This is a genomic window from Acrocarpospora sp. B8E8 (assembly GCF_039871605.1).
In the GTDB taxonomy this organism is placed as follows: domain Bacteria; phylum Actinomycetota; class Actinomycetes; order Streptosporangiales; family Streptosporangiaceae; genus Acrocarpospora; species Acrocarpospora macrocephala.
Genome location: NZ_JBDPLV010000022.1, coordinates 79,369 through 103,131 on the forward strand (window position 1 = coordinate 79,369; position 23,763 = coordinate 103,131).

At 70.0% G+C, this 23,763-nt stretch carries 14 protein-coding genes; 4 read left to right on the forward strand and 10 right to left on the reverse strand.

The window, feature by feature from the left end:
- Positions 1–120: 120 nt before the first annotated feature.
- Together ABGB08_RS22505 and ABGB08_RS22510 are read right to left on the reverse strand one after the other, a co-directional pair.
- Entirely contained in the window at positions 121–2,214 is a 2,094-nt protein-coding gene (locus ABGB08_RS22505; protein ID WP_347593305.1) for a sensor histidine kinase, read from the reverse strand.
- A gap of 565 nt (positions 2,215–2,779) precedes the next feature.
- Positions 2,780–3,691: a terpene synthase family protein gene (locus tag ABGB08_RS22510; protein WP_347593307.1), complete on the reverse strand. Its 912-nt coding sequence runs from the start codon at positions 3,689–3,691 to the stop codon at positions 2,780–2,782.
- Positions 3,692–3,832: 141 nt separating this feature from the next.
- On the opposite strand from ABGB08_RS22510, the gene glnA reads away from it, so the two are divergent.
- The 3 genes from glnA (at position 3,833) to ABGB08_RS22525 (ending at position 7,722) form a co-directional block, all read left to right on the forward strand.
- Positions 3,833–5,194, forward strand: coding sequence for a type I glutamate--ammonia ligase (glnA, locus tag ABGB08_RS22515; protein WP_155356030.1), 1,362 nt, complete (start codon positions 3,833–3,835; stop codon positions 5,192–5,194).
- A 187-nt stretch (positions 5,195–5,381) separates the two neighbouring features.
- Complete coding sequence (locus ABGB08_RS22520; RefSeq protein WP_347593309.1) at positions 5,382–6,110, forward strand: hypothetical protein; 729 nt, start codon at positions 5,382–5,384, stop codon at positions 6,108–6,110.
- A 76-nt stretch (positions 6,111–6,186) separates the two neighbouring features.
- On the forward strand, positions 6,187–7,722 hold the full coding sequence (locus tag ABGB08_RS22525) for a hypothetical protein (RefSeq protein WP_347593311.1): 1,536 nt from the start codon (positions 6,187–6,189) through the stop codon (positions 7,720–7,722).
- Between the two features lie 6 nt (positions 7,723–7,728).
- On the opposite strand, the gene ABGB08_RS22530 is transcribed toward ABGB08_RS22525, so the two are convergent.
- The 6 genes from ABGB08_RS22530 to grpE all read right to left on the reverse strand — a co-directional run bounded on the left by ABGB08_RS22530 (position 7,729) and on the right by grpE (position 17,899).
- Positions 7,729–9,381: a hypothetical protein gene (locus ABGB08_RS22530; RefSeq protein WP_347593313.1), complete on the reverse strand. Its 1,653-nt coding sequence runs from the start codon at positions 9,379–9,381 to the stop codon at positions 7,729–7,731.
- Positions 9,382–9,619: 238 nt separating this feature from the next.
- On the reverse strand, positions 9,620–11,962 hold the full coding sequence (locus ABGB08_RS22535) for a hypothetical protein (protein ID WP_347593315.1): 2,343 nt from the start codon (positions 11,960–11,962) through the stop codon (positions 9,620–9,622).
- Between the two features lie 205 nt (positions 11,963–12,167).
- Entirely contained in the window at positions 12,168–13,322 is a 1,155-nt protein-coding gene (locus tag ABGB08_RS22540) for a hypothetical protein (protein ID WP_347593317.1), read from the reverse strand.
- Positions 13,323–13,325: 3 nt separating this feature from the next.
- Positions 13,326–15,812, reverse strand: coding sequence for a hypothetical protein (locus tag ABGB08_RS22545; RefSeq protein ID WP_347593319.1), 2,487 nt, complete (start codon positions 15,810–15,812; stop codon positions 13,326–13,328).
- 3 nt (positions 15,813–15,815) lie between these two features.
- On the reverse strand, positions 15,816–17,399 hold the full coding sequence (locus ABGB08_RS22550; RefSeq protein WP_347593321.1) for an Hsp70 family protein: 1,584 nt from the start codon (positions 17,397–17,399) through the stop codon (positions 15,816–15,818).
- The gene (gene grpE / locus ABGB08_RS22555) at positions 17,399–17,899 is read right to left on the reverse strand and encodes a nucleotide exchange factor GrpE (protein WP_347593323.1); all 501 of its coding nucleotides are present in this window, start codon (positions 17,897–17,899) and stop codon (positions 17,399–17,401) included. Before grpE ends, ABGB08_RS22550 begins: the two co-directional genes overlap by 1 nt.
- 169 nt (positions 17,900–18,068) lie before the next feature.
- Between grpE and ABGB08_RS22560 the strand changes: the two genes are divergently transcribed.
- Positions 18,069–22,454, forward strand: coding sequence for a CHAT domain-containing protein (locus ABGB08_RS22560; protein ID WP_347593325.1), 4,386 nt, complete (start codon positions 18,069–18,071; stop codon positions 22,452–22,454).
- Here the strand turns inward: ABGB08_RS22560 and ABGB08_RS22565 are convergent.
- The gene (locus ABGB08_RS22565) at positions 22,432–23,109 is read right to left on the reverse strand and encodes an RES family NAD+ phosphorylase (RefSeq protein ID WP_347593327.1); all 678 of its coding nucleotides are present in this window, start codon (positions 23,107–23,109) and stop codon (positions 22,432–22,434) included. The two genes, ABGB08_RS22560 and ABGB08_RS22565, sit on opposite strands and share 23 nt — an antisense overlap.
- On the reverse strand, positions 23,109–23,732 hold the full coding sequence (locus ABGB08_RS22570) for a hypothetical protein (protein ID WP_347593329.1): 624 nt from the start codon (positions 23,730–23,732) through the stop codon (positions 23,109–23,111). The genes ABGB08_RS22565 and ABGB08_RS22570 overlap by 1 nt, the downstream gene beginning before the upstream one ends.
- Between the last annotated feature and the right edge of the window lie 31 nt (positions 23,733–23,763).

Here is a 23,763-nt window from a genome sequence, read left to right on the forward strand (position 1 = left end):
GGAATACCAACAGCCTGGATGACCCGACAGAACGCCGCTGCCGCTGTTGGCGCCGGTGCGGCGAGAACCATCGCTGACGTAAACGGCGTCGGATAACGGTGAGCAACCCGGATCACCCTGTCAGAGGGGCAACCTCGCGGTCACTGTGGTGCCCGACGCGGTGGAGGTGATCGTGCAGGTGCCGCCGAGTTCGGCGGCGCGTTCGCGCATCGAGCCGAGGCCGACGCCCGGGTTGACGGTGTCCGGCAGGCCGACGCCGTCGTCGCTGATCTCCACGATCAGGGCGCTCTCGCGGCGGAGGGTGACCTTGGCCCAGGTCGCCTGGGCGTGTTTGCGGATGTTGGTGAGGCCTTCCTGGACGATTCGGTAGGCGGCCACCTCCACGGCGGCGGGCAGTCCGTCCAGGTCTCCGGCGATCTCCACGATCGGGCCGTCGACCGCCAGTTGCCGCACGGCTCCGGCCAGGCCGAGATCGTCCAGGGCGGGCGGGCGCAGGCCGTACACGAGTTCGCGGATGTCGCCGGAGACGGCGTCCATGCCGGAGCGGAGCTCCTTCAGCAGGGTGTCGGCGACGTCGGGGGAGCGGGTCAGGCTGACCCTGGCCATGTTGAGGGTCATCGCCATCATCGTCAGCGTCTGGCCGAGGCCGTCGTGCAGGTCGCGGCGCAGGCGGCGGCGCTCCTCCTCGCGCGCGGTCAGGATGCGCTCCCGGGAACGTTGCAGGGCGGTGGTGAGGCGCATGGCGTGGGCCGCGTCCGCCACGTACGGGGTGAGGGCGGCGATCACGCGCTCGTCGTGGGCGGCCGGGAACCTGCGGCGGCCGGTCGGGCCGATCAGCAGGGTGCCCACCGGCTGGCCGTGCCAGATCAGCGGGACCGCGCGGGAGACCTGGCGGAGCTCCCCGGCGGCGGTGGTCGCGCCGTCGACCTCTGCCCCGGCGCCGGTCACCGCGAGGCCGTCCTTGAGGGTTTCCAGGGCCGCCAGCAGGCCGTGCACCGGGTCGGTCTGCTGGAGGCGGGCCTTGAGGCCGTCGGCCAGGGCGATGGGGTCGCCGCGGGTGCCGTACAGGGCGCGGTCGGCCAGGCGTTGCAGGGCGCGCCGCGTCGAGTGGAAGAACGCGCCCGCCACCAGCGCGGCGGCCAGGCCGAACAGCTGGTCCACCCCGGCCAGGAAGAAGCTGGAGACGGCGGTGGCCAGCACGTAGACGCCCGCGATCGTGCCGACCAGGCCCCCGCCGACCAGCGCCCGGGTGACCAGGGTGTCGATGCCGAACAGGCGGTAACGCAGCACCGCCACGGTGACCGCGGCCGGGATCAGCGGGATCGTCAGCGACACCGTCCACCAGACCGGGTCGCCGATCGCCCACGGCACGACCAGGCCGGAGATGGCCAGCGACGGCCACAGGATCTGCCGCCGCTCGTCCGGACCGGCCTGGCGGAACCGGACGACCAGCGAGGAGAAGGCCAGCACCAGGGCCACCTTGATCAGCGCGGAGAGCAGCAGCCTGGCGTCGTGGTAGTACGGCGCGAACGCCGCCACCGCGAACGGGTTGTGGCCGGTTCTGGGGGTGGACGGGCCGATCAGCACCCGCGCCCAGTCCGCGATCAGGACCAGCGCCGCGAATCCGCCGGGCACGCACCAGCGGTTGGAGAGCAGGCGGCCGGTCGGGTAGAGCATCGGGAGCAGGATGCCCAGCGCGTAGGTGGTGAGGCTCCAGACCGCCGAGGCGAACAGCCAGAGCAGGAACACTGCCGGGTGGCCGCCCTCCTGCACGATCAGCAACGCCAGGTTCGAGACCGTGATGTTGGTGGCGGAGCCGAGCCCGCCCAGGCAGAGCAGCCAGCCGATCACCAGGCGCGGGCGGCGGATCACGAGCAGCGCGCCGAAGACGGGGAACGCGGTTCCGGCCACGTCTTCGGGGGCGAAGGGGAGCGGGGTGTAGGTCGGCTGGGGGAGCTGGGCGGTGATCCAGATGTCGGCGAGTTCCAGCGCGATGGAGACCACGGCGATGCTGATGGCGGTGGCCCGGGCCCAGCATGCGGGCACCTTCAGCCAGCACGAGCCCGGCCCGGTGTAGGGCATGCCGTCGGGCGCGGGCCGGGCCGTTCGTCCATCTGGTGCTGTGCCCGCGCTCACGTCCGGAGCCGTGAAAGGTGCCTTGCGTGCTGCCGTGCCGGCTTCCGCCGCCATCTCGGTCGCCCCCCGGTCGGTCATACGGTCGCGCGGACCGTATCGCGTTCGGGTAGATGCCCGATCAAAGACCGATTGTCACGCTTTCCTCCGTATGACGGAGGTAGTGCGGGGGTGGTTCAGCAGGATCTAGCCAGGAACCCAAAGGCGTTCAGGCCCGAGGGGAATGGCTTCCCTATTTGTGGTTGTGCTGTTACTGTAGGTCATGTAGTGGCGGGATTGAACGTTGAAGCCGTCGACGGTGAGGAGCTGCGAGCTGGATCCTTTCAGTTTACGGCCGAGAAGCTGACCAGAACATGAGGGCCTGCTGGGGCCTGGCGGGACGGGCTCGGTGCGTGATAGAGCGAGCAATCGATTACGTTACCGAGAAGCCGCAGAAGGCCTCGCCCTTTAGGGCGGGGATGGATGTGAACATGGTGGCCGCCGGGCTGGCGGACACCCAAAACGACTGTGGAGAGTAGGTAAGACCAGGTGAGGCAATTCCGACCCTGGCACCGCCCGCAGCCTACGACGCTCACGCGGCGTAGCAGAAGCAGTAAGGACCCCATGGCGACGTGGGGAATCCCGGGCGTTCACGCCGGGGAGGATGTCAAGTAGATCTATATCGCGCCGACTCCAGCAGCCACTCCACATGCGCCCGCGGACCAGCCAGCAGGCACACCGCCACCGGCGCCACCGTGGCGGGCACGCCCAGCTCCGCGCACGTCCCCGGCAGCGCCAGCGCGGCGTCCCGCAGATCCTCCACCCGCTCCGCGATCCGGTCGGCCACCCACGCCGCCGGATCCCGCACCCCGATCCGCTCGGCCGCCACCCGCACGTAGTTGTGCGGATCGCCCTGCTCCTTCGCCAGCGACGCGATGTCGTTGCACCAGGCGATCACGTCCGAGGACGCGTCCACCAGCGTGCGCCACGGCGGCGAGGTGTGCAGCCGTCCCGGCACGTCGATCCGCAGGCACGGCTCCAGCAGGTCGGTGACGAACCCGCAGAACGCGTGGCGGCGCAGCGCCGGATACTCGCCCGCCGTCGGCACCCGCCCGTACGTCCGGTTGACGGCCTGCACCCGGCAGGCGTCCGCATGGAGCTCCAGGCGGTTGGCGAACCTGCGCGCCCAGGCCGGGCTCATCCGCGGCGCCGTCGACCGCCACAGGTCGGCGAAGGACGCGACGAGCGGCTCGGCGGACCCGTGCCCCGTGCGCATGGTCTCCCGCAGCCGGGCCTGCATCCGGTCGAGCACCCGGCCGTCCCTGCTGCCGGTGCCCTCGTCGCACCAGTCGTCGTACGCGAATGTCCAGGTCAGCCAGCGGGACAGCAGGCGGTCCTCGGGCATCAGGCGGGCCGCGAGGCGGTGGAATCCGGCATCGGTGGGCAGGCCGTACGGGGCGGCCCAGGCGCGGAGCGCGGTCCCGTCGCACGGCCGGGACGAACACCCCAACGGCGGGAACAGCTCGGCAAGCGGGACAAGAATGGCCGCAGCGGACGGTATCCGCAGCTCAGCGCTCATGTGATCACACGCTAGGACAATGTTCACGCGTTGTCCGCGAGGCGCGACGGAGAGTCCGCACGGCGGGCGCGTAACGCATGTGAAACACAGAAAGGGCACACTGGTAGATGCCCAGAGATGTCCATTCCGTGAGGTAGCGCCTTGGACCGCCAGCAGGAATTCGTCCTCCGCACGCTAGAAGAGCGCGATATACGGTTCATCCGACTCTGGTTTACGGACGTCCTCGGCTTCCTCAAATCAGTGGCGATCGCCCCCGCCGAGCTTGAAGGCGCCTTCGCCGAAGGCATCGGCTTCGACGGCTCCGCCATCGAAGGCTTCTCCCGCGTGTACGAGTCGGACATGCTCGCCAAGCCCGACCCGTCGACCTTCCAGATCCTGCCGTGGCGCAGCGAGACGCCCGGGGCGGCCCGGATGTTCTGCGACATCCTGATGCCCGACGGCTCCCCGTCGCACGCCGACCCGCGCTGGGTGCTCAAGCGCGCCCTGGCCAAGTGCGCCGACATGGGCTTCACCTTCTACACCCACCCGGAGATCGAGTTCTTCCTGCTCAGGGAGAAGCCGGAGAAGGGCGTGCGCCCCGAGCCGATCGACGAGGGCGGCTACTTCGACCACACCCCGCACAGCGCGGGCCACGACTTCCGGCGCAACGCGATCATGATGCTGGAGTCGATGGGCATCTCCGTCGAGTTCAGCCACCACGAGGGCGCGCCCGGCCAGCAGGAGATCGACCTCCGCTACGCGGACGCGCTCAGTACCGCCGACAACATCATGACGTTCCGGCTGGTCATGAAGGAGGTCGCGCTGGAGCAGGGCGTCTGGGCGTCGTTCATGCCCAAGCCGTTCACCGAGTACCCCGGCTCCGGCATGCACACCCACATGTCCCTGTTCGAGGGCGACCGCAACGCCTTCTACGAGCCCGGTTCCGACTACCAGCTCTCCAAGATCGGCCGTTCTTTCATCGGAGGCCTGCTCAAGCACGCCGCCGAGATCACCGCCGTGTGCAACCAGTGGGTCAACTCCTACAAGCGCCTGTGGGGCGGCGCGGAAGCCATCGCGGGCGCCGGCGGCGAAGCCCCCTCCTACATCTGCTGGGGCCACAACAACCGCTCCGCCCTGGTCCGCGTCCCCATGTACAAGCCCCACAAGGGCGGCTCGACCCGCATCGAGTTCCGCTCCCTCGACTCCGCCTGCAACCCCTACCTCGCCTACGCCCTCATCCTCGCCGCCGGCCTGCGCGGCATCGAACAGGGCTACGAGATGCCCCCCGGTGCCGAAGACGACGTCTGGGCCCTCACCAGCGGCGAACGCCGCGCCCTCGGCATCCAGCCGCTGCCGCAATCCCTCGACGAAGCCATCTCCGTCATGGAACACAGCGAACTGGCCGCCGAAACCCTGGGCGAACACGTCTTCGACTTCTTCCTCCGCAACAAGCGCGCCGAGTGGCGCGACTACCGCCGCCAGGTCACCGAATTCGAACTCGGCCGCTACCTTCCCGTGCTGTAAAGCAGCCCAGTCGGTCTCCGTGTGGGCAGCTCTCACGTGAGCTGCCTCCATGGCCCTGCCTTCATCACGATGACGATTCGACGCGTCACGCGGTGTGGGGCCTGGCTCGGGGGCGATAACGACTGGTCAGGGGGTTGAACCACATGAGCCGGGCTTACGTTTCTGGGGCATGAGATACAGAGTGGCGTTGGGCTTGGCGGTGTTTGCGCTGGTCGCGGCCTGTGGTGGGGCGGGGTCGGAGACTACGGCGGTAGCGGTTGAGGAGGTGCAGGCGGTCGCCTTGTGGGGGGCGGAGGGTGGGTTTGTCACTCCGACGACGAACACGCTTCGGCCGCCGCGGGTGGTGGTGTACAGCGATGGGCAGGTGATCGTTGACGCCGGGAAGACGTTCAAGCTCACCGAGGCGCAGCTGGGGGAGACGGTCGCGTCGATGGAGAGGTTCCTGAAGGGGCAGCCGCCGACCGCGACGCCCAAGCCGGACGCGCCCATGGTGACGGATATCCCGGACACCGTCCTCGGCGTACGGGGGAAGGACGGGAAAATGCAGGAGGTGCGGGTTCCGGCGCTGGATCAGGTGGCCCTCTTCTATCCGAAGGAACTGGTAGAGGCGAAGAAGCTGATGGACGGGCTGGCGACCCGGGGCACGTCGGAGGGTACGGACTACGTCGCCACCCGGGTTCGGATGGTCGCCGAGACCGCGCCGGGAGCGGAGGGCAAGGTGCTGGCGTGGCCCGCCGGAGTGCCAGAGCCGTCCGGTGCGGTGGATCCCGTCTGGAAGAAGGATCTTGATGGCGACGCGGCGGGCGCGATTGTCAAGGCGATCCCGGCGGGATTCGAGAACAGGCAGTCGCTCTTCAAGAGCGGGTCGGGGGCGGTCTTCGTGGTCTCCTGGCGGTACCTGCTGCCTGACGAATAAGGGGTTTGCAAGAGACTTGCTAGCGGCGGCCTGGATGCTGCACCGACTCATACGCAACGCAATGATCGGATGTCAGATGTCTAGTATCCTCCGCCGAAGTTGGCTCGCACGGTTAGCCGCCGGCACCGTGGTGGCGGCCTCCGTGGTGGGGCCCGCCCTCAGCGCCCAGGCCGTCACCGGAACAGGGTGGAGCCACGCCGCCGGGTGGGGCCAGAACCAGAACGGTGAGGTCGGCGACGGCGGCGCCACCGCGCCCCAGGCGTCCACCCCCGTGGCCGTGGACGGCGCCGGGCACGGCTTCACGAAGGTGTCCGCCGGGAATGGGCACAGCGTCGCCATCGGCTCCCTCGGCGCCGTGTGGACCTGGGGCAACAACAACGTGGGCCAGCTGGGCGACGGCACCACCCAGCGGCGGCTGTCCCCGGTCCGGGTGCCGGGGCTCATCGGCGTCGTGGACGTCGCCGCCGGGGAGGACTTCACGCTCGCCGTGACCTCTAACGGCGCGGTCTGGGCCTGGGGCAACAACTACGTGGGCCAGCTGGGCGACGGCACCACCCAGCGGCGGTTCAGCCCCGTCCAGGCGACCGCGCTGAGCGGCGTCAAGCAGGTCTCGGCCGGCATGGACTTCGGCTTGGCGCTACGCGCCGACGGCACCGTCTGGGGCTGGGGCGAGAACAGCATCGGCCAGCTCGGCCTCGGCACCTGGACCGACCAGCCGTTCCCCGCCCAGCTGCCCACCCTGACCGGGGTCAACAAGGTCGACGCCGGTCACTACCACGCCCTGGCACGGCGTACGGACGGGACCGTATGGGGGTGGGGCTACAACTGGGACGGCCAGGTCGGCGACGGCACCCAGCTCTCGCGTCCGCTGCCGGTCCTGGTGTTCTCCGGCAACGCCCTCGACCTTTCCGCCGGAGGGCTGCACAGCCTGGCCATCCGCAGCGACGGCAGGCTGTTCGCCTGGGGCGACAACTCCCACGGCCAGCTGGGCATCGGCACGACCGAGGGCAAGCTGCGCCCGGCCAAGGTGCGCGACCTGGGCCTCAACGTGCGGGTGGTCTCCGCCGGATACCTCCACAGCCTGGCGCTGCTCGCCGACGGCACGGCGTGGGCCTCGGGCGACAACGAGTTCGGGCAGCTGGGCACCGACACCCCGGCCAGCACGCTGATCCCCGTGCCGGTGCCCGGGCTGGCGGTGGTCTCCGGGATCAGCGCGGGCTTCCGTCACTCGCTGGCGGTGCGTGAGGTGCCCAAGCCCGCGTACACGGTCGAGATCGTCTCCAAGTTCCCCCGGCTGGAGCCGGGCGGCTCGCTCACCGCCCAGGTGATCACCACCGCGCTCAACGGATCGGAACAGCGGATCGATCTGACCGCCGTGGTCAGCGAGCCCCCGCCCAGCATCGCCGCCTTGCCCCAGACCGGCGTCGGCGCCAGTGTCAGCCCGAAGATCATAACGGCGGGGGACACCGCCACGCTGACGCTCGTCGCGCAGCCGAACACCCCGCACGGCACCTACGAGGTCGTCGTGACCGCTCGCACCCCCGTCGGCGTCGTCCCCGCCGCCAACGTCACGACCGTCTTCACCGTCGAGATCGGCTGGCCGTCGTCGTAGTGCGAATCATCCCGACCAGGCCGTCCAACCGGCATAACCGAGCAGGGAGACGGCCGTCAGCGAGAGCACGATCGTGACGGTGAAGATGAGGCGGCGGGCGAGGGTGTAGCTGAGCGGCGGGCGGTCCGGGGGGCGGGTCGACGGGAGCCAGGCCCGCTGCGGGCGGGCCGGTTTGGACGGGGTTCTCCCGGGCGGGCGCAGGCCGATCAGCCAGGTGAGCAGGGTGAGGATCTCCGCCGGGTTCGCCGGGATGCCGGAGAGGAAGTAGCGGACCTTGGCCCCCGAGGCCGCCAGGGCGCGGGTCAGGTTGCCCATGCCCATGGCGGCCAGCCAGCTCGCGGGGTCGTCCGCCGCGCCTTCGCCGGTGGCGGTCTGGCGGAGCAGGTCGGCTTTGGTGACGACGACCGCGATCCGGCGCTGCCGCCCGCCGTCTGCGCGGCCCGCGAGCTCGTTGCGTACGCGATGGACGGTGTCGGCCGGATCTTCCCGCGCGAGCGTGAGACCACCGGCGGCCAGCAGCTCACGATCGCCGCTCACCAGGCTGTCCTGTACGGCGGGCAGCGCGAACGGATCGACCACGATGAGCAGCGCCTCCCCGTGCGCCAGGTAGCTCATCGCCTCGACCTTGCTCGCGCCGGTGTAGTGCTCGCCGGACGGATCGAACAGGTAGAGGATGCGGCTGCCCTCGCGGGGGAGGGTGACGTCGAGCATGACCGCCTTCGGCAGCTGCGTCCCCGTCTTGATCATGTGGCCGGTGGCGAGCTGGCGTTTGAGCTGGAGGAAGGTGAGCTCGTCGCCCTGGTCGACGAACTCGGTGCGCAGGCCGGTGAGCAGCGCGTCCACGGCCAGCGCCATGAAGGTGGTCTTCCCGGCGTCCGGCCCGCCCACGAAGGGCACGGGTTCGACCCGGACCCGGCCGATCCGGGCCGGTAATTGCCGGTCGCAGTCCGGGCAGTGCGCCTGCAGCCGGTGCCGGCCGAGCATGATCGTGGTCGGCAGCCGGGCGCCGCAGCGGCAGGCGTGCCGGACCGCGCCGTTCAGGTTGGGGGTGAGCGCGCGGTGCCGTTCCCCGCAGGACGGGCACGCGTACACCGGCAGCGTGATCTTCGCGTAGCACCCCGGGTACGGGCAGGCCTGCAGGATGCGCCGGACCAGCATGAACAGCTGTTCCAGGGCGCGCAGCACGGTGACGCAGGCCAGCCAGGCGAGCATGCCCGCGGCGACCGTCAGCGCGTACACGGCGATGATCAGCAGGCCGAGCGCGGCCAGGGGCAGCACGGCCAGGAGCACTCCGGCCCAGATGGCCAGCCAGAGCGGGAACAGGAAGAAGCCGCGCGCTTCGCCCATGAGGGCGCCGGTGGCGGCGCGGATGGCGTCGGCGGCGGTGACGATGATCTGAGGGAGGGCGGTACGCGTGATCGCCCACCAGTCCCGCCATACCTGGGTCACCAGGTAGTGGCGGTAGGCGGGATCACGATCCTGGCGGGGACGCTCGACGGGGGAGTGACCTTCGGCCACGTCCGGCAGCAGTACCGCGCCCGCCTGCCGGAAGTAGATCCCTACCGCGCCCAGGATCGTCGCGGCCAGGGTGAGCGCGAACGCGATCGGGAACGCCACCCATATCACGACGATCCACACCAGAACCGCGAAGAACCACATCAGCGACTTCTCACCACGAGGCGACTGCTGACCACGAAGTGGCTCACCGCGAGGCGACTGCCCGCCGTGAAGCGACTTATCACCATGAAGCGGCTTCTCTCCGCGAAGTGGCTCACCGCGAGGCGACTGCTCGCCACGAAGTGGCTCACTGCGAAGCGATTGCCCGCCGTGAAGCGGCTTATCACCGTTAAGCGGCTTCTCTCCGCGAAGTAGCATTTCGTCGGGATCGGTGTGGGCATCAGCCGTCGCCTCGGCCGAAGATGCGGCGGCGTTTCTGGCCGGTGAGTTCGCGGAGGCCGGCGGCGAGTTCGGCGTCCCGTTTGAAATGGGCTTCGACCGAGCTGAACATCGACCAGTTGATGACCTGGGAGCGGGCCCACTGGTCCAGGCGGGGGATGATCACTCCGGCCATCCGGAGCCGGATCGCGATCTCCAGCAGGGCGATCTGCTGGTCGCGGTTGCGGTTGGCGGTGAGCCAGGCGTTGATCAGCCAGCGCCGCGCGGGCTCGGTCACGGATTTCACCACCGTGGTGCGGAACCGGGGGTCCTTTCCGGCGAGGGCCTTGGCGGCGGCGGCTCGGGTCATCGGCATCAGGTCGGGGTGGCCCTCCCGGGTGAGCTCGGTCAGCGCGTCGATCGCGCGGGCGGCTTCGACCGGGGTGGGTGCCTCGGTGAGACGGGCGGCGATGAGCGTGGCCTCGGCGTCGTCGGCGGGGTAGCCGGACAGGCCGTCCCGCACCTTTTCGGCGAGTTTCAGCACCTCCGGGCCCTTCAAGCCGCCGGTCAGGAAGGCACGCGCCGGAAGCTCGCTGAGCTGGGGGGACGCGTCCATCTCCGGGCCGAGCGCCTCGATCAGGCGGGCGCATTCCGCGGCGGTGGGTTGCTTCTCCCAGAGGGATTTGAGGGTTTCCTCCCGGTCGTCGGTGAAGCCGAGAAGCTCGATGGTGGCGTCTACGCGGTCCCGGCGTCCTGCGCCGACTTCCCGCCGCAGCACGAGGGCGCCGGTTCGAGGCGCGGCCCGCCAGCCGCGGTCCGCGATCAGCGCGCTGACCTCGGGGGTGAGCAGCCGGTCGCGTACCTCAACGGACGCGTCCTCCAATCCGGTGATAAATCCGGCTATGAGGGTTTCGCGCCAATCGGACGGGGTGCGCTGGATGGCTCCCGCCAGGTCTGCGGCTTGCCCCAGGGCTGTGGTTTCCGCCGGATTCGTAGCTCCAGCGAGGTTCGCGGCTCTCGACGGGCTAGTAGGTCCCGTCGGGTTTGTGGCTCCCGTTGGGACTGCCGGGTTTGTGGCGTCCGTTGGGTCGGAGGAGCGCGCATGGATCGTAGCCCTGGCCGCGTGTTCCACGGCTTCGGGGTCGAGGCGCAGGCCGTACACGTCGGCGACGCGGAGCACCGCGACCACGAGGAGCGGCGCGCGCGCCTCGCCCAGCGCGGTGCCCGCCGCCGCCGTCAGGGCGGCCAGGTACGGCGCCCGCATCACCCGCGCCGGAATCGGCAGCTCAGGATCGCGCATGGCCAAAGCCGCGCACCGGGCGGCACACGGGTCGGCCGCCTCCGGCGGTCCGTGTTCGGCGATGGCCGCCGCCAGCGGCCGGTCGATCAACCCCGCCCGGCGGCCGAGCATTCGCCACGCCCAGTCCGGCAACCCGTTCTCGACCAGCGTGATGATGGCGTCCTGCTCCTCCGACGCCACCGTGCCGTCCCCCCGGCAGAGCGCGATCAGCGCCGCCGCCGTCTCCGGCTCCGCGTCGCCGAGTTCGCCCAGCGCGTCCAGCCCGTCCAGGTCGGTACGGCGCCAGAAGCCCACCGCCGTCGCCGCGAATCGCCCGGTACGCACCGGGGCAGGCGGCTCATCCAACCGGACCACACTCGCATCGATATCCGAGGGAATCCACACATCCGGCGTAGTCCCGACGATCATCTGATGCGTGGCGGCCGGATCGGCGCTGTAGGTCGAGAACGACAGCCGCGCCGCCGCCGCCCACGGCAGCGAGAACGAGATCACCGCGATCCACCGGACGATGTCCTCGATGTCCCCGGCGTCCGCCGCGACGAGCACCAGCCGCCCGTGCCCCCGGGTCAGCACCTTCCGCACGCTCTCCAGCAACTCGCGAAGCCGCTCATAGGCGTCGGTCCCACCGGCGGCCAGCCACCCGCCCAGCGCCTCCGGATCCACAGCCGACCCCGGAGCGAGCTCGGTCAACTCCTCCAGATCCCCCTCAGCGGGAGAATCAGCCCAGAACGGCGCCCCCCAGAATTCGATCGGCCGCGACCCGACCAGGTCACCTTCCCGCAGAACCAGCGCATGCCCGAGAAAGTTGCCATACCGCCCCGAGTAATCCCGCCCGAGATAGACACACCTCGACAGAACCCCCGACTCATACGTCAACGAAACCGGAAATATCCGCATCTCGGATGGCGTGGGGGCCAGCGGAGCGTTCGGCGGCGGCCGATACGTCATGTGCGCCGCCGCCCGCTCCGCCAACCCTGCGGGTCCTGGAGTCGCAGCCACGAACTGGAACCCAGACCGCCCGGTCGGGCCCAACTCGGCCGAGGTGTAGTGCAGCTGCCAGGCCATTTCGACTACCGTTACCAGTGAGTAGGTATTAATGAATACCCATACCGGCAGCCGAAACCTTGCGGTCCGGCGTTCCCCGTTTCCGGGGTTCCCGCTTCACCGCCGACCGCCCACCAAGCGTGGGTCTTACACCGGCTCCACAGGCGTTTTTCGTCTCCCCGCAACTCTGGGCGACGTTGTGCTTCCTGAGAGTGTAGCAAAGTCCTCAACTCCTGGTCCCATTGAGCATCTTGAACCGGTAAAGCAACCACAGCAGCGGATCCTCCACCCGATAGGGCCGTATGCCGCCAGAGCCGACCGACTCCGCGTCCGGCGGTGCTCCTAGCGCGGAGAGGCCGAACAGCGCGTGGTCGGTGTAGTTCTGCCGCAGGTACCGCCCGACCACCCCGGCCTGCCACTCCTCCAGCAGCGCCAGCACCTGCTCGTGCACGGCCTCCCGATCGTCCAGATCCAGGGCCCCGGACGGAACCCTGGCCCGGTGCAGCGCCGACTGCCGGGCCAGCGAAGGACGCAGCGCGTCGATCTTGCTCAGCGCCACGGCCACCGGCACGGTCAGCGGCCCGCGGGACTGCCGCAGCAGCTCGGTCACCCGGGTTATCACGTTCAGCGGATCGCTGTCCGGATCGTCGTCGAGCCCGCCGCTGCGGGCCAGCGCGGTCCCGTTCAGCGCGGCCCGCGCCCCCGGCAGCTCCAGCGGATCCACCAGGAAGATGACCGCGTCCGCCGCCCGCAGGTAGCGCAGGTGCAGCTCGCTCACGTCCCGGCTGCGCAGATCCTCGCCCGCCGTGTCGAACAGCACCAGGGTGAGCGACTCGGCGCGGGTGCGCAGCCGCCCCCGGATCGTCCGGGTGAGCAGGTAGACGAGCGGATCCCGGCCCCGGTCGGTGACCGCCGACTGGGTGGCGCGCAGCAGGCGATGCTCGCCGTACAGCGGGCGGGCGAACTCCTGGCGGTACCGTTCGATGGTCCGGTCGTCGCACGGGGTCAGCGAGGCGTCCAGCTCCGCGCCGACCCGGTTCATCAGCTCGTGCAGCAGGACCGCGATGTACGTGCTCTTCCCCGACCCCTTCGCCCCCACCAGCGCCACGATCTTGCCGGGATTGGCGCAGTACTCGGCGGCCAGCCTGCTGTGGCAGTCCGGGCACGCCCGGCGGCTGGTCTCCCGGCCGCACTCCGGGCAGCTCGCCCGCCGTCCCGGCCTGCGCACCGAGAACACCGGAGGCAGGGCCGGCGGCACCCCGCCGCGATGCCGTCCCAGCACCTCGTCCGCCCGTGCCTCGCACCCTCCCCGGCCACCGGAACACCGGAACATGATGCGGTTCTCCGCGACGCGCGCGAAGCAGTACGGGCATGTGATCAAGGTTTACCCCATCTTCATGCGGCGGACCGGTGGGTCGAGCAGCGCGACGTCCCCTTCGGCGAAACATCGCAGCCAGTACGGCTTGGCCTGCCGGGGCGCCGGCAGCGTCAGGCGGGCCGGGGTGGTGAGGTCGGTCCACTCGCCGAGCACGCGGCCGTCCGCGGCGGTGAGCGGCTGCACGAGCCCCGGCTTGAGCACCAGCACCAGGCGCGGCACCCGGGCCGGACGGTCGGCGGACACCTCGACGGTCAAGGTCCGCTTCCACGGCGGACCTTCAGCGATGAGGTCATACCGGACCGGAACCGCGGCGGGCAGCTCGACGCGGACGGCCGGGCCACGCGCGCGCTCGCCCCGCAGCAGCGCGCTGGGCACGACCTCGATCGTGATCGCCTTGTCCTCGGGCGCGTCCAGCCGGATCCCGCCCTGCGCGCGATAGGCCGCCGCGCTCACCAGCAGCCGCTCCGCCGCCCACCCGACCTCGACCTCGGGCACCTCGGGCGGCCAGTCAAGACCGACCAGCACGGTGCCCCCGCGCCGCTCGGCGGTGACCGAGGCGGGCGCGGTCAGATTGACATGCTCCCGGTACGCCCCGACGGTGACCAGATCCCCCGCGATCGTGAGCGCCAGCACCACCCCGGTCTCCGGCTTGATCAGGTGCCCCTCGGCCACCGGCGTCGTCGCCAGCGCCCTGCCTGTGCCCTCGATCTCGGCCAGCGCCAGCGTCGTCCCGTACGGCCAGGGCGGCGCGCCCTTCAACAGCCGGAACTCCAGCACGCCGCTGGCCGGTTCCGCGCAGGTGAGCAGGAGCATGCCCTGCGGAGCAGGCGTGATCGATAGCTCGGGCACCGGTTCCGGCCGGGCATGCGGGGTGACCGTGCGGTGCAGGCCAGGCGTGCTAGCCCCGGCCCCGTCCGGCGTCGGGTAGACCGCGTAGACGTGGTAGTGGTGCCCGGTGCCGTTGCGTACGGCCCGGTCGCGGAAGGCGGAGCCGTCCACGGTCACCGGCTGGCCGTCGCGGAGCACCACGACGCCGACGGCCTCGCGCGGGGTGGTCCAGCGGCCGGTGACGACGCCGTCCCCGGCGGTGACGCGCAGGTCGCGCGGCTCGGGCCGGACCACGACCACGGCAGCGGAGGCCGGGGCCGCGGTGGCCTCGCCCCGGCGGGCGGCCACCGCGTACCGGAGCGGAACGTTGACCGGCGGCGTCTCGTCCACGAACCGGCCGGCGACCGGCCCGGCCCGGAGCGGGACGCCGTCGCGCCGGATCTCGTAGGTGATCTCGCCCGCCCGGGACGGGGACGGCTGCCAGGTGATCGTGACCGTGTCGTCGTGGGGTTCGGCGCGGACGTCGCGGGCGGGGTGGGGGGCCAGGCGGGCCAGCAGCCCCGCCGCGCCCGGCAGGTCGGGGACCCGGCGCAGCGCGTCGGCCAGCAGGATCCACGCCTCGTCCGGGTCGGTGGCGGTCAGCGCCTGATCCCGGAGCTTCACCGCCGCCGCGAGCCGCGCCGCGATCTCGTTCCCCAGCTCGGTGCCTTCCGGCAGGGTCGCCGCGAGGTCGGCGGCGGCCTGGATCTCGCCCGCGTCCACCAGCTCCCGCAGCCGCGCCCGCGGCCCGCTCGGACCGCCGCCCTCCTGGCGCACCGCGAAGACCAGCCGCCGCGCCTCACCGGGATCGAGCCCGAGATCCTCCACCGCGAACCGCACCAGCGTCTCGTCGCCGGGATGCTCGCGCACCCGCTCCCGCACCCGGGCGACCAGGTCATACCGCAGCAACGCGCCAGGATCATCGACCCCCCGCAACGCCGCCAGCACCGTGTCCGCCGAGATCGTCCACGACCCCCGGGTACGCCGCTGCCAGTCCGCCTCCACCTCCCGAATCCGCTCCCCCAAATCCCCCGTCGGGGCAAATATCCGGAACTGGGATTCGCCGAGGACGAACTCCGCCAGATGCCGCTTCCGCAGCGTGTCCAGGGCCTCCCGCGCCCGGGCGTAACCCGGATAAGGCGGGATATCGGGGAGCTGATCGGGTTCCCGGATCTCGATGCCGAGCTGACCCGCCAGGACGTCGGCCTCCCGCCGTTCGACCCCCGCCGAACGGGCGATCCCCGCCACCACGTCCGGCGCCAGCAGCCGCAGCCGTCCGGCCGCGTCGTCCAGCCGCCTGCGCAGGTCGGTGACGCGCCGCCGATCCCGCTCCCCGGCCTGGCGCAGCGCCGCGATCAGCGGCCCGGTGTCGCCGTTCGCGGCGGCCTCGAAGATGGGGGCATATCCGGCATGGTCGGATTCAAGCCGGTCGACGAGCTTGCGGAACTTCAGCAGCTGGCGCTGGCGACGCCAGCACTGCCGTACCTGGCGGACGGTCTCGGCCACCTCGGCCGGGGACATGTCCTGGCGGAGCTGGTAGCGCAGCCGCAGGTCCTCGGGGGGTGAACCGGCCTCGCGGGCCGGGTCGAGCACCTCCTGGAGATACCGTCGCTCGTCGAAGGGCATGGCTCAGCTCACCTGGACGCGGGCCAGCGCCGCCCGCGACTCCGCCACTTCCTCCTCGGACATGCCGCCGATCTGCACGCTCAGCTCCAGCCGTTCCCCGCTCTCGTCCTCCCTGGCGGTGACGTGCAGCAGGCCGGAGGTGTCCAGGGAGAAGGTGACCTCGATCGGGAACCCGGCCGGCTTGCCCGGCGGGATCTTCAGATCCCCTTCGGCGATCTTGTTGTTGTCCTCGATGGCGTCCGAGGCGACCGCGCCCGCCTGCTCCATGACCTCGATGGCCACCCGGGTCTGGAAGTCGTCCAGGGTGGCGAAGCCCTCGGTGACGTCGGCGGGCAGCGGGTCGTTGGCGTTGACCAGATGCGCCACGTACTCGCGGCGGGTGTTGCTGGCGGTCGCCTTGATGCCGAACGCGCGGGACGCGACCGTCTTGATGGTGCGCCCGGCGATCTGCTGCCGCTGGCCGTCGGACAGGCCCGCCCGCGCGGCCATCTCCTCGGCCCCGCCCCGGTCACCGGCGCTGAGCAGCCGCCGGTAGGTCTCCTCGAACGCGTACAGCGCGGCGCCCTTCGCCACGGCCAGATCCGGGTCCTGCAGCCGCGGCGCGACCCCGAGCTCCTTGGTCAGCGCCTCGGTCACCGCGGGCATCTTGGCCGAGCCGCCGACCAGCACCAAGTGGTCGAACCCCTCCACGCCCTTGGCCCGCGCGGTGTTCAGCGTCTTGCGGGTGATGTCGATCGTGCGGTCCAGCAGGTCGCGGGTGAGGCCCTCGAACTCCTCCCGGGTGATCTCGACCTTGGCCACCCGGCCCTCGTGCATGACCCGGACCACGTGCTTGGTCCGGGTGGTGAGCGTCTTCTTCAGCTCCTCGGCGTCGCGGCGCAGCTGCTGCTCGGTCTGCTTGTCGTCCAGCGGGTCGGCCACGTCCGGGTGCTCCTGCCGGAACCGCTCGGCTAAATGCTCCACCAGCCGGTCGTCCCAGTCGGCGCCGCCCAGCTCGTGGTCGCCGTCGGTGCAGACGACCTCGATGTCGCCGTCCACCAGGGCGATGACGGTCGTGTCGAAGGTGCCGCCACCCAGGTCGTACACGAGGATGCGGGCGTCCTGGCCCGGGTTGAGCACGCCGTAGGTGATCGCGGCGGCGATCGGCTCGGAGATGATGTCGATCACGTTCAGCCCGGCGATCTGCCCCGCCTTGCGGGTCGCGTCCCGCTCGGCCGCCCCGAAGTACGCCGGGACGGTGATGACCACGTCGCCGACCGTGATCCCGGTTGCCGTCCGCGCGTCCTCGGCCAGCTTGCGCAGCACGAACGCGGAGATCTCCTCCGGCGTGTACGGCCGGCCGTGCATGGTCCGGGTGACCTCGTGGCCCATGTCGCGCTTGATCCGGCTCACCACCAGATCGGGTTCGATGACCGCGCTGTCCTTAGCCGTCTGGCCGACCACCACGTTGTCGGGGGTCTCGAAGAAGACGACCGAGGGCGTGGTGTCGGTGTCCTCCTGGTTGCGGTGCACCGTCGGGCGGCTCACGTCGTCCACACTGGCGATGCAGGAGTAGGTGGTGCCGAGGTCGATCCCGTGCACAGCCATCAATCGTTCTCCTCGCTTTGCTGAACGTTCCTGCCGATGACGACACCGGCCTTGCGGAGTACGCGGTCCTGCTCGGCCAGCCGGAACCCGTCCGAGACCACGGCGACGATCCGGCCGTCCTCGCCGGGTTCGGTGCGGAGCGGGCGGTGCAGGGCCGGGTCGTACGGGTCGCCGGGGGATACCTCCAGGCGTTCCGCGCCGGTACGGGCGAGGACTTCGGCCACCTCCTCGGCGATCGCCTCCAGCAGGGGGACGACGGGGTCGGCTCCTTCGCGCCGGGCGGCTTCGCGGGTGACCGTGTCGTACAGGCGGTAGAGGCCGGAGCGGACCGGGGTGAGGGCCTCCTGGAGCAGGCCGCGGCGCAGGTCCTGGTTCTCGGCGTGCAGGCGGTCGATGATCTGCTCGCGGTGCGCGGCCCGTTCGTGCTCGCGGGACACCTGCTCGGTGAGCCGTGCCAAGCCGTTCTCTAGATCAACTTCCTCGTCCTGCTCAGGCAGCATGCCGGGTCCTGATCCTTGGGGACACCACGGCGCAAGTGTCAGCAATTTTCCAACCTCGCGCAATATAAATCCGGATTAGTGGCATATAGCGGATAGGTCAATTTTAGTTACCCATGCCTCTGGGGGGGAGGGAGGACTAGAGTTCGCTCTATCTCGGGAGGGCGGAACGGTGAGTGAATTCGCGGCGCGGGTCGCGGCTCTGCGGGTGCGGCGGGGGACGGCCGACGAGGGTGTGGGGCGGTGGGAGCTGGCCTGGGCGCTGGTGGACCTGCTCGCCGAGACCGAGGACCTGGAACCGGCGGATGTGCGGGAGTTGCTGGAGCACGCCGAATGGATCCTGGCGCGGGATCGGGGCGCGGGCGCCCTGCAACTGGCCGGGCTGGCGCGGTCGTGCTCGTTCGCGCTCACCCAGGATCCGGCCGATGGGGCGCACGCGACCGGCTACCTGGAGGAGGCGCTCACGCTGCTGCCGCCTGGTGACGAGGGCCGGGGGGAGTTGCTGTATCAGCTGGCGATCGAGTATCTGACGCAGGAGGGCGACCAGCCCGCGCCCCGGCCGCTGGGCCGGATCATCGCCTGCCTGGAGGAGCTTCTCGATCTTCAGGACGATCCGGAGGTCCGGGCCAGGCTCGGGCTGGCGGTCGGGTTCCGGGCGTCGACGTCATCCGCGCACGCCGGGGAGATCGATCGGGCCATCGAACTGATGGCTTCGGCGCATGGGCTCGTCGAGGATGACAGCTTGCGGGTCGAGCTGGGGCGCAACCTGGCTTTGTCGTACGACACCTGCGGCGACGCGGACACCGCCGCCGACTGGGTGCGCCGCACACTCACCGAGCCAGGGGTGGCCGGGACTCCGCTGGAGGCCCGGGCGCACAGGTATCTGGGGGAGTTGCTGCTACGCGGCTTCGCGCCGCCGCCGGGGGAGTTCGATCTCGGCATGGCGGTACGGGCGACGGAAGCGATGAATCTGCCCGCCAACATCGACCGGATCGTGGAGGCGCGAGCGCATTTGGAACGTGCCGCCGAGCTGAATCCCGCCGATCAGGACGTCGCGGCGTTGTTGTCGATGGTCACGCTCGCCGAGGCGGGGATCAACGGCGGGGACTCGCTGCGGGCGGCGGCCACCGTGCGGGCCATGGCGGATCGGCTTCCGGCCAGCGATCCGCGGCGGACGCAGATGGTGAGCTTGTCGGCCGTGCTTCAGGAGGAGATGGATCCGGTTCTTGGGGCGGGCGAAGAGCTGGACGCGCGCATTGAGGAGCTGAGGGCCGTCCTCGCGGGGCTGCCTGACGGGGACATGCTGCGGCCGTGGCTGCTCAGCCGGCTCGGCGCGGCCATCGGGCAGCGGGGAGCGGCCTTCGCGGTCAAGCGCGACTGCGAGGAGGCCGTTGAGCTGCTGGTGACCGCCATCGCCGAGATGCCCGAAGGTAACCCGCTCCGGGCCCGCACCTTCGTGCTGCTGTCCGGCGCGGTGCTGACCACGTTGCGCGTGGATCCCATGGGCGCCGACCTCGACCGTGTGCTCACCGACCTGCCCTCCATGATCGACCCCGCCGGCCTCGGGATCGACGCCGCCTCCGTGCACGTCGTGCTCGGCAGCGCCCACGTGGCCCGCGCGGCCAGAAACAGCTCCGGCCCCGACTACGACCAGGGCATCACCCACCTCCGCCAGGCCATCGACGCCTACCGCCCCGAAGATCCCCTGCGGGTCCCGCTCCTCTTCATCGCCGCGACCGCCATGACCGACCGGTACGGCACGACCCGCGACCTCGCACTCCTCGACGCGGCCGGGCACTATCTCGACGAGGTCGACACCGTCCTGGCGGCCATGAACACCCCCGAGTACGCCCCAGGCACGCTCGACCGCCGGGCGGCGTGGCTGCTACGCGTCCTGGTGCGCTTCAACCAGTACCTCCAACGACAGAACCCGCGAACCGCCGCCCAAATGATCGCCGGCCTGGACCGGATCGCCGCACTGACTCCACCCGGACATCCGGAACTGCCCATGGTCAATTCCCTCCGAGCTTGGGCCCATGGAGTGCACGGCCTCACCAGCGGCGATCCCCGAACGATCTCGACCGCCCTCGACCAACTGATGGCAGCCGGGTCCGGGCTGGGATCTGGGCTCGGGTCGGCTCGTTCGGGGTCGGCTCGGTCGCAGTCCGGTTCTGGGTCGGGGTCGGCTCACTCGGGTTCGGCTGGCTCGGGCTCCGATTCCGGGCTGGGGGCGGCTTCGTCGGGGTGGAGGTCGGTTGGTTCGGGGTCGGGGTCGGCTCGGTCGGAGTCCAGTTCTGGGTTGGGATCGGCTCAGCCGGGGTCGGTTGGCTTGGAATCGGGGTCGGTTGGTTCGTGGGCCGGGTTGGGCTCCGGTTCTGGGTCAGTGTTTGGTTCTGGATTTGGTGCCGATGGGCTTTATGGGCGGGCGTTGCGTGGGCAGGCTGGGCTGGCTGCCGTCATGAAGGGTCTGACCGCTGGTGATCGGCGTCTGCTCGATCAGGGCATCCAGACCCTCACCGAAGTCGTCGCCGCCCCGGACAGCTACGTGGGTGAAACCGGGGCGCATCGCTACGTTCTGGGCAGCGCGCTCATCCAGCGGTCTCGTATTCGAGGGCAGCGGGGCGATCTGGACGAGGGCATCGCTCATCTGGAAGCGGTCATCCGGGATCGGAGAACCGGTCCGCTGGACGGCGTCTACCCCATCCTGCTTGTTGATCTCGCCCAGGCATACCGCCTCAAAGGCGACCCTCGCGCCGTCGACACGGGGTTGCGCGCGCTCCGCGAACGCCTCGCCGACGTGCTCCTGCAGACCGGCGCGGAACGTGGCTTGGCCATGTCCAAGGCCGCCCGCGACGACACCCTGGAAACCGTGCACTGGGCTCTCGCCGACGGCTGGCCGGAAGCGGCGATCGAGGCGCTCGAACTAGGCCGCGCCATGGTCCTTCATTCCGCCACCGCCGCGGACGCCCTGCCCGCTCTACTCCGCGACCAAGGCCACGACTCCCTGGCCGAAGAATGGCAAACCCACCTGAGCACCGGGACGGCCACGTGCCCCTGGGAAACCGCCGCCGTCGAACTCGGCCCCGAAGGCCGGATCAGAACCCCTGGCCTGATGATTCCGGGCGACCTCCGGCATCGCGTCCTCGCCGCCATCGAAGACACCTCTCTGGCCGCGCTCCTCACCCCACCAGGCCCAGCGGAAATCGCGCAAACCCTCCGCGAAGCCAACCGCCACGCCTTGGTCTATCTCCTCCCTCGCAGCGAATTCGGACCAGGCAGGGCACTGACCGTCTTGGCGAACGGAACGGTCACGACGACCGTGCTGCCGCAACTCGACGCCGGTCGCAACAGCCCCGTCGATCGTTACCAGCGAGCCCAGAACGAGCTGGTCAACGGGGTTTCCGGGGCCGAACTCAGGTGGCGCCAGGCACTGATCGACCTTTGCGACTGGGCCGGCGAAGCGGCGATGACGACAATCCTCGAGGAAATCAGCGAAGACGAACCGTCCATCGTCCTGGTCCCAGGAGGAACCCTCGGAATCGTCCCTTGGCATGGGGTGCGCGTGCCCGGTGGGATTGCCGGTGCGGTGTCTGGTGATGTCGGGCATTTGTCAGGCGGGGCCGCCGGTGTTGTGTCCGGGGATGCGGTGCGCGTGTCCGGTGGGGCTGCCGGTGCCGTGTCCGAAGATGCTGGGCATCTGTCTGGCGGGAATGCCGATCTTGCCTCTCGGGATCCGGCCCACCTTGCTGGTCGCGCCTCTGCGCCCCACGCGCGTAGAGATCCCGCTCCCAAGCCGACTGGGGAAATTTCGGCAAATGTCGGGCGGGTGTATGCGTGTCAGCGGGCGACGATCTCGTATGTGGCGTCTGCCAGGCAGTTTGTCGCGGCTGCGGTTCGGCCGGTGTTGCCGCCGCGTCAGGCGCCTGTGTTGATTTCTAGTCCTGATCTCGCCTGGGCCATGTGGGAGTGTGCGCGGCTCTTTGAACACGAATACCCCGGAGCTGTTCGGCTGGGGAAGTGGTTGCGTAGTCGCGATGTGCCGGCCGCTACGGCGGAGGCGGTGCTCGATGTTGTCGCGGGTGGGTATTCGGTGGTGCACTTCGCGGGGCATGCCCGGTCTTCGGTGATTTCGGCGGATTCGGCGTTGGAAGTCGCCGATGGGGAGAAGGTTCCGGTGCAGCGGGTGCTTGGCCGGGGTGGCGGGGCGGGGGGTGGGCTTGTGGTGCTGTCTGCTTGTACTAGTGACTTGTCGGACGGGGATCACGATGAGGCACTGACCCTGGCCACGGCGTTTCTCGCGGCGGGTGCTCGGGGAGTCGTCGGATCAAGATGGGCAATCGATGACAATGTCCGCACGGCCGTCTTTATGGTGATATTTCATCGTTTCCTGGGTGACGGGGAGCCGAGCGTGGCTCTTGCCCGGGCGCAGCGGTGGATGCTGGATCCGGGACGGCGGGTGCCGGACGACCTTGCCCAGGAGCTTGACGAGGTGATCGGGGAGCTGGACTTCGCGGATCCCGCGATCTGGGCCGCGTTCACCCACCAGGGCGTTTCCTGAGGGGATGCACGTAGCCACCATACGGTCGGAGAGATTTGTTCAGTTCGTCCAGGTAGCCAGGGTCATCCAGGAGGACACCGCTCCCAGCCACGTGGCGAACGGCGTCGCCGTTGTCGCAGCGATCGCCGAAGAAGACCAGCACCAAATTGGTCATGCTGGGATTGGACTGCCAGCGAAACCCCTCCGCCCACGCCTGGTTCCGGCGCAGCCAGTCCGCCCAGCGCCGAGTCTGCCCATACTCCGCGGCATCGGCCCGAATCAGTGAGATCTTCGCGCACACCCCAGTGAAATCATCAGGTTTGACCAGCTCAAGCACGGTGACATCCCGGACAAGCTCGATCTGCGACAACATCCGCCCCTTGATCGCCTTACGCGGCACCGAACAGTGGCCACGATCGGAGAACGGAATATCCCGCATCACCGTCTCGGCGAGCGCGGTGCCCGGATCATGCGCCGCGTAAAGGTAGGAATACGGCGGTTCGCAAAGCTTCGTACTGTCGAAGCGGCCACCACCCCAATGCGGATCGGTCTGCGTGGGATTGAACGACGCCGCGGAAAGCTCGGCGCCATGCACCCGCCACAGCCGGGTACCCGCCGGAATCACCTGGGATCGCGGCGAATTGGGGCAACGCGCCGGCGGCGCCGGAACCGGCATCAGGGCCCCTCCACGAGCGCGCGGGCCGCCAGCATCAGATCCGGCTCCCTGGGCTTATCCAGCAGTTCAGCCGGAACACTCCCCAGCCAGGCGTTCGGCCCCAGCCACCACCCCGCGACCCCCCACGGATCCTCATCAGCCTCCAGCAACCGATTGATCCGCAACACCAGCGCTCGCGGCCGCCGCTCCCTGAACTGGAAGGCGGGCACCTGCACAACCCCATCCGCCCGTTCCAGCCGGATGAGATCGGGATCGTCGTGTCCCTCCACCTCATCCAGCCGATACGCCGGAGCCGCCAGCAGCCTCCGATGAATCACTCTGCGCAGATCTTCCGGCTGGAGCCGCGCGATCACATCGCCCCAGTCGACAACCGGGAACGCCGGATTCAGCCGGGTCCCGGTGGGGAGAGCACGCCGTACCGGATGGTCTTCAGGCAGCCCAGCCAGCTGGAGCTCGATCCGCAACTCGACGGCCAGCTCGCCGATGGCGGCCATATCGCCGCCCGCGTCCTGAAGGTCCTTGATGAGCCCGTCGAGCCGCGCCCGCCGGGGAGCGCTCAACCGGCCGCGGACATCCTCCAGATGATCGAGCAACTGGCTGATGAGTTCCGGATCACTCGCCACACCAGAACTTATACCAGATAAACAATATCAA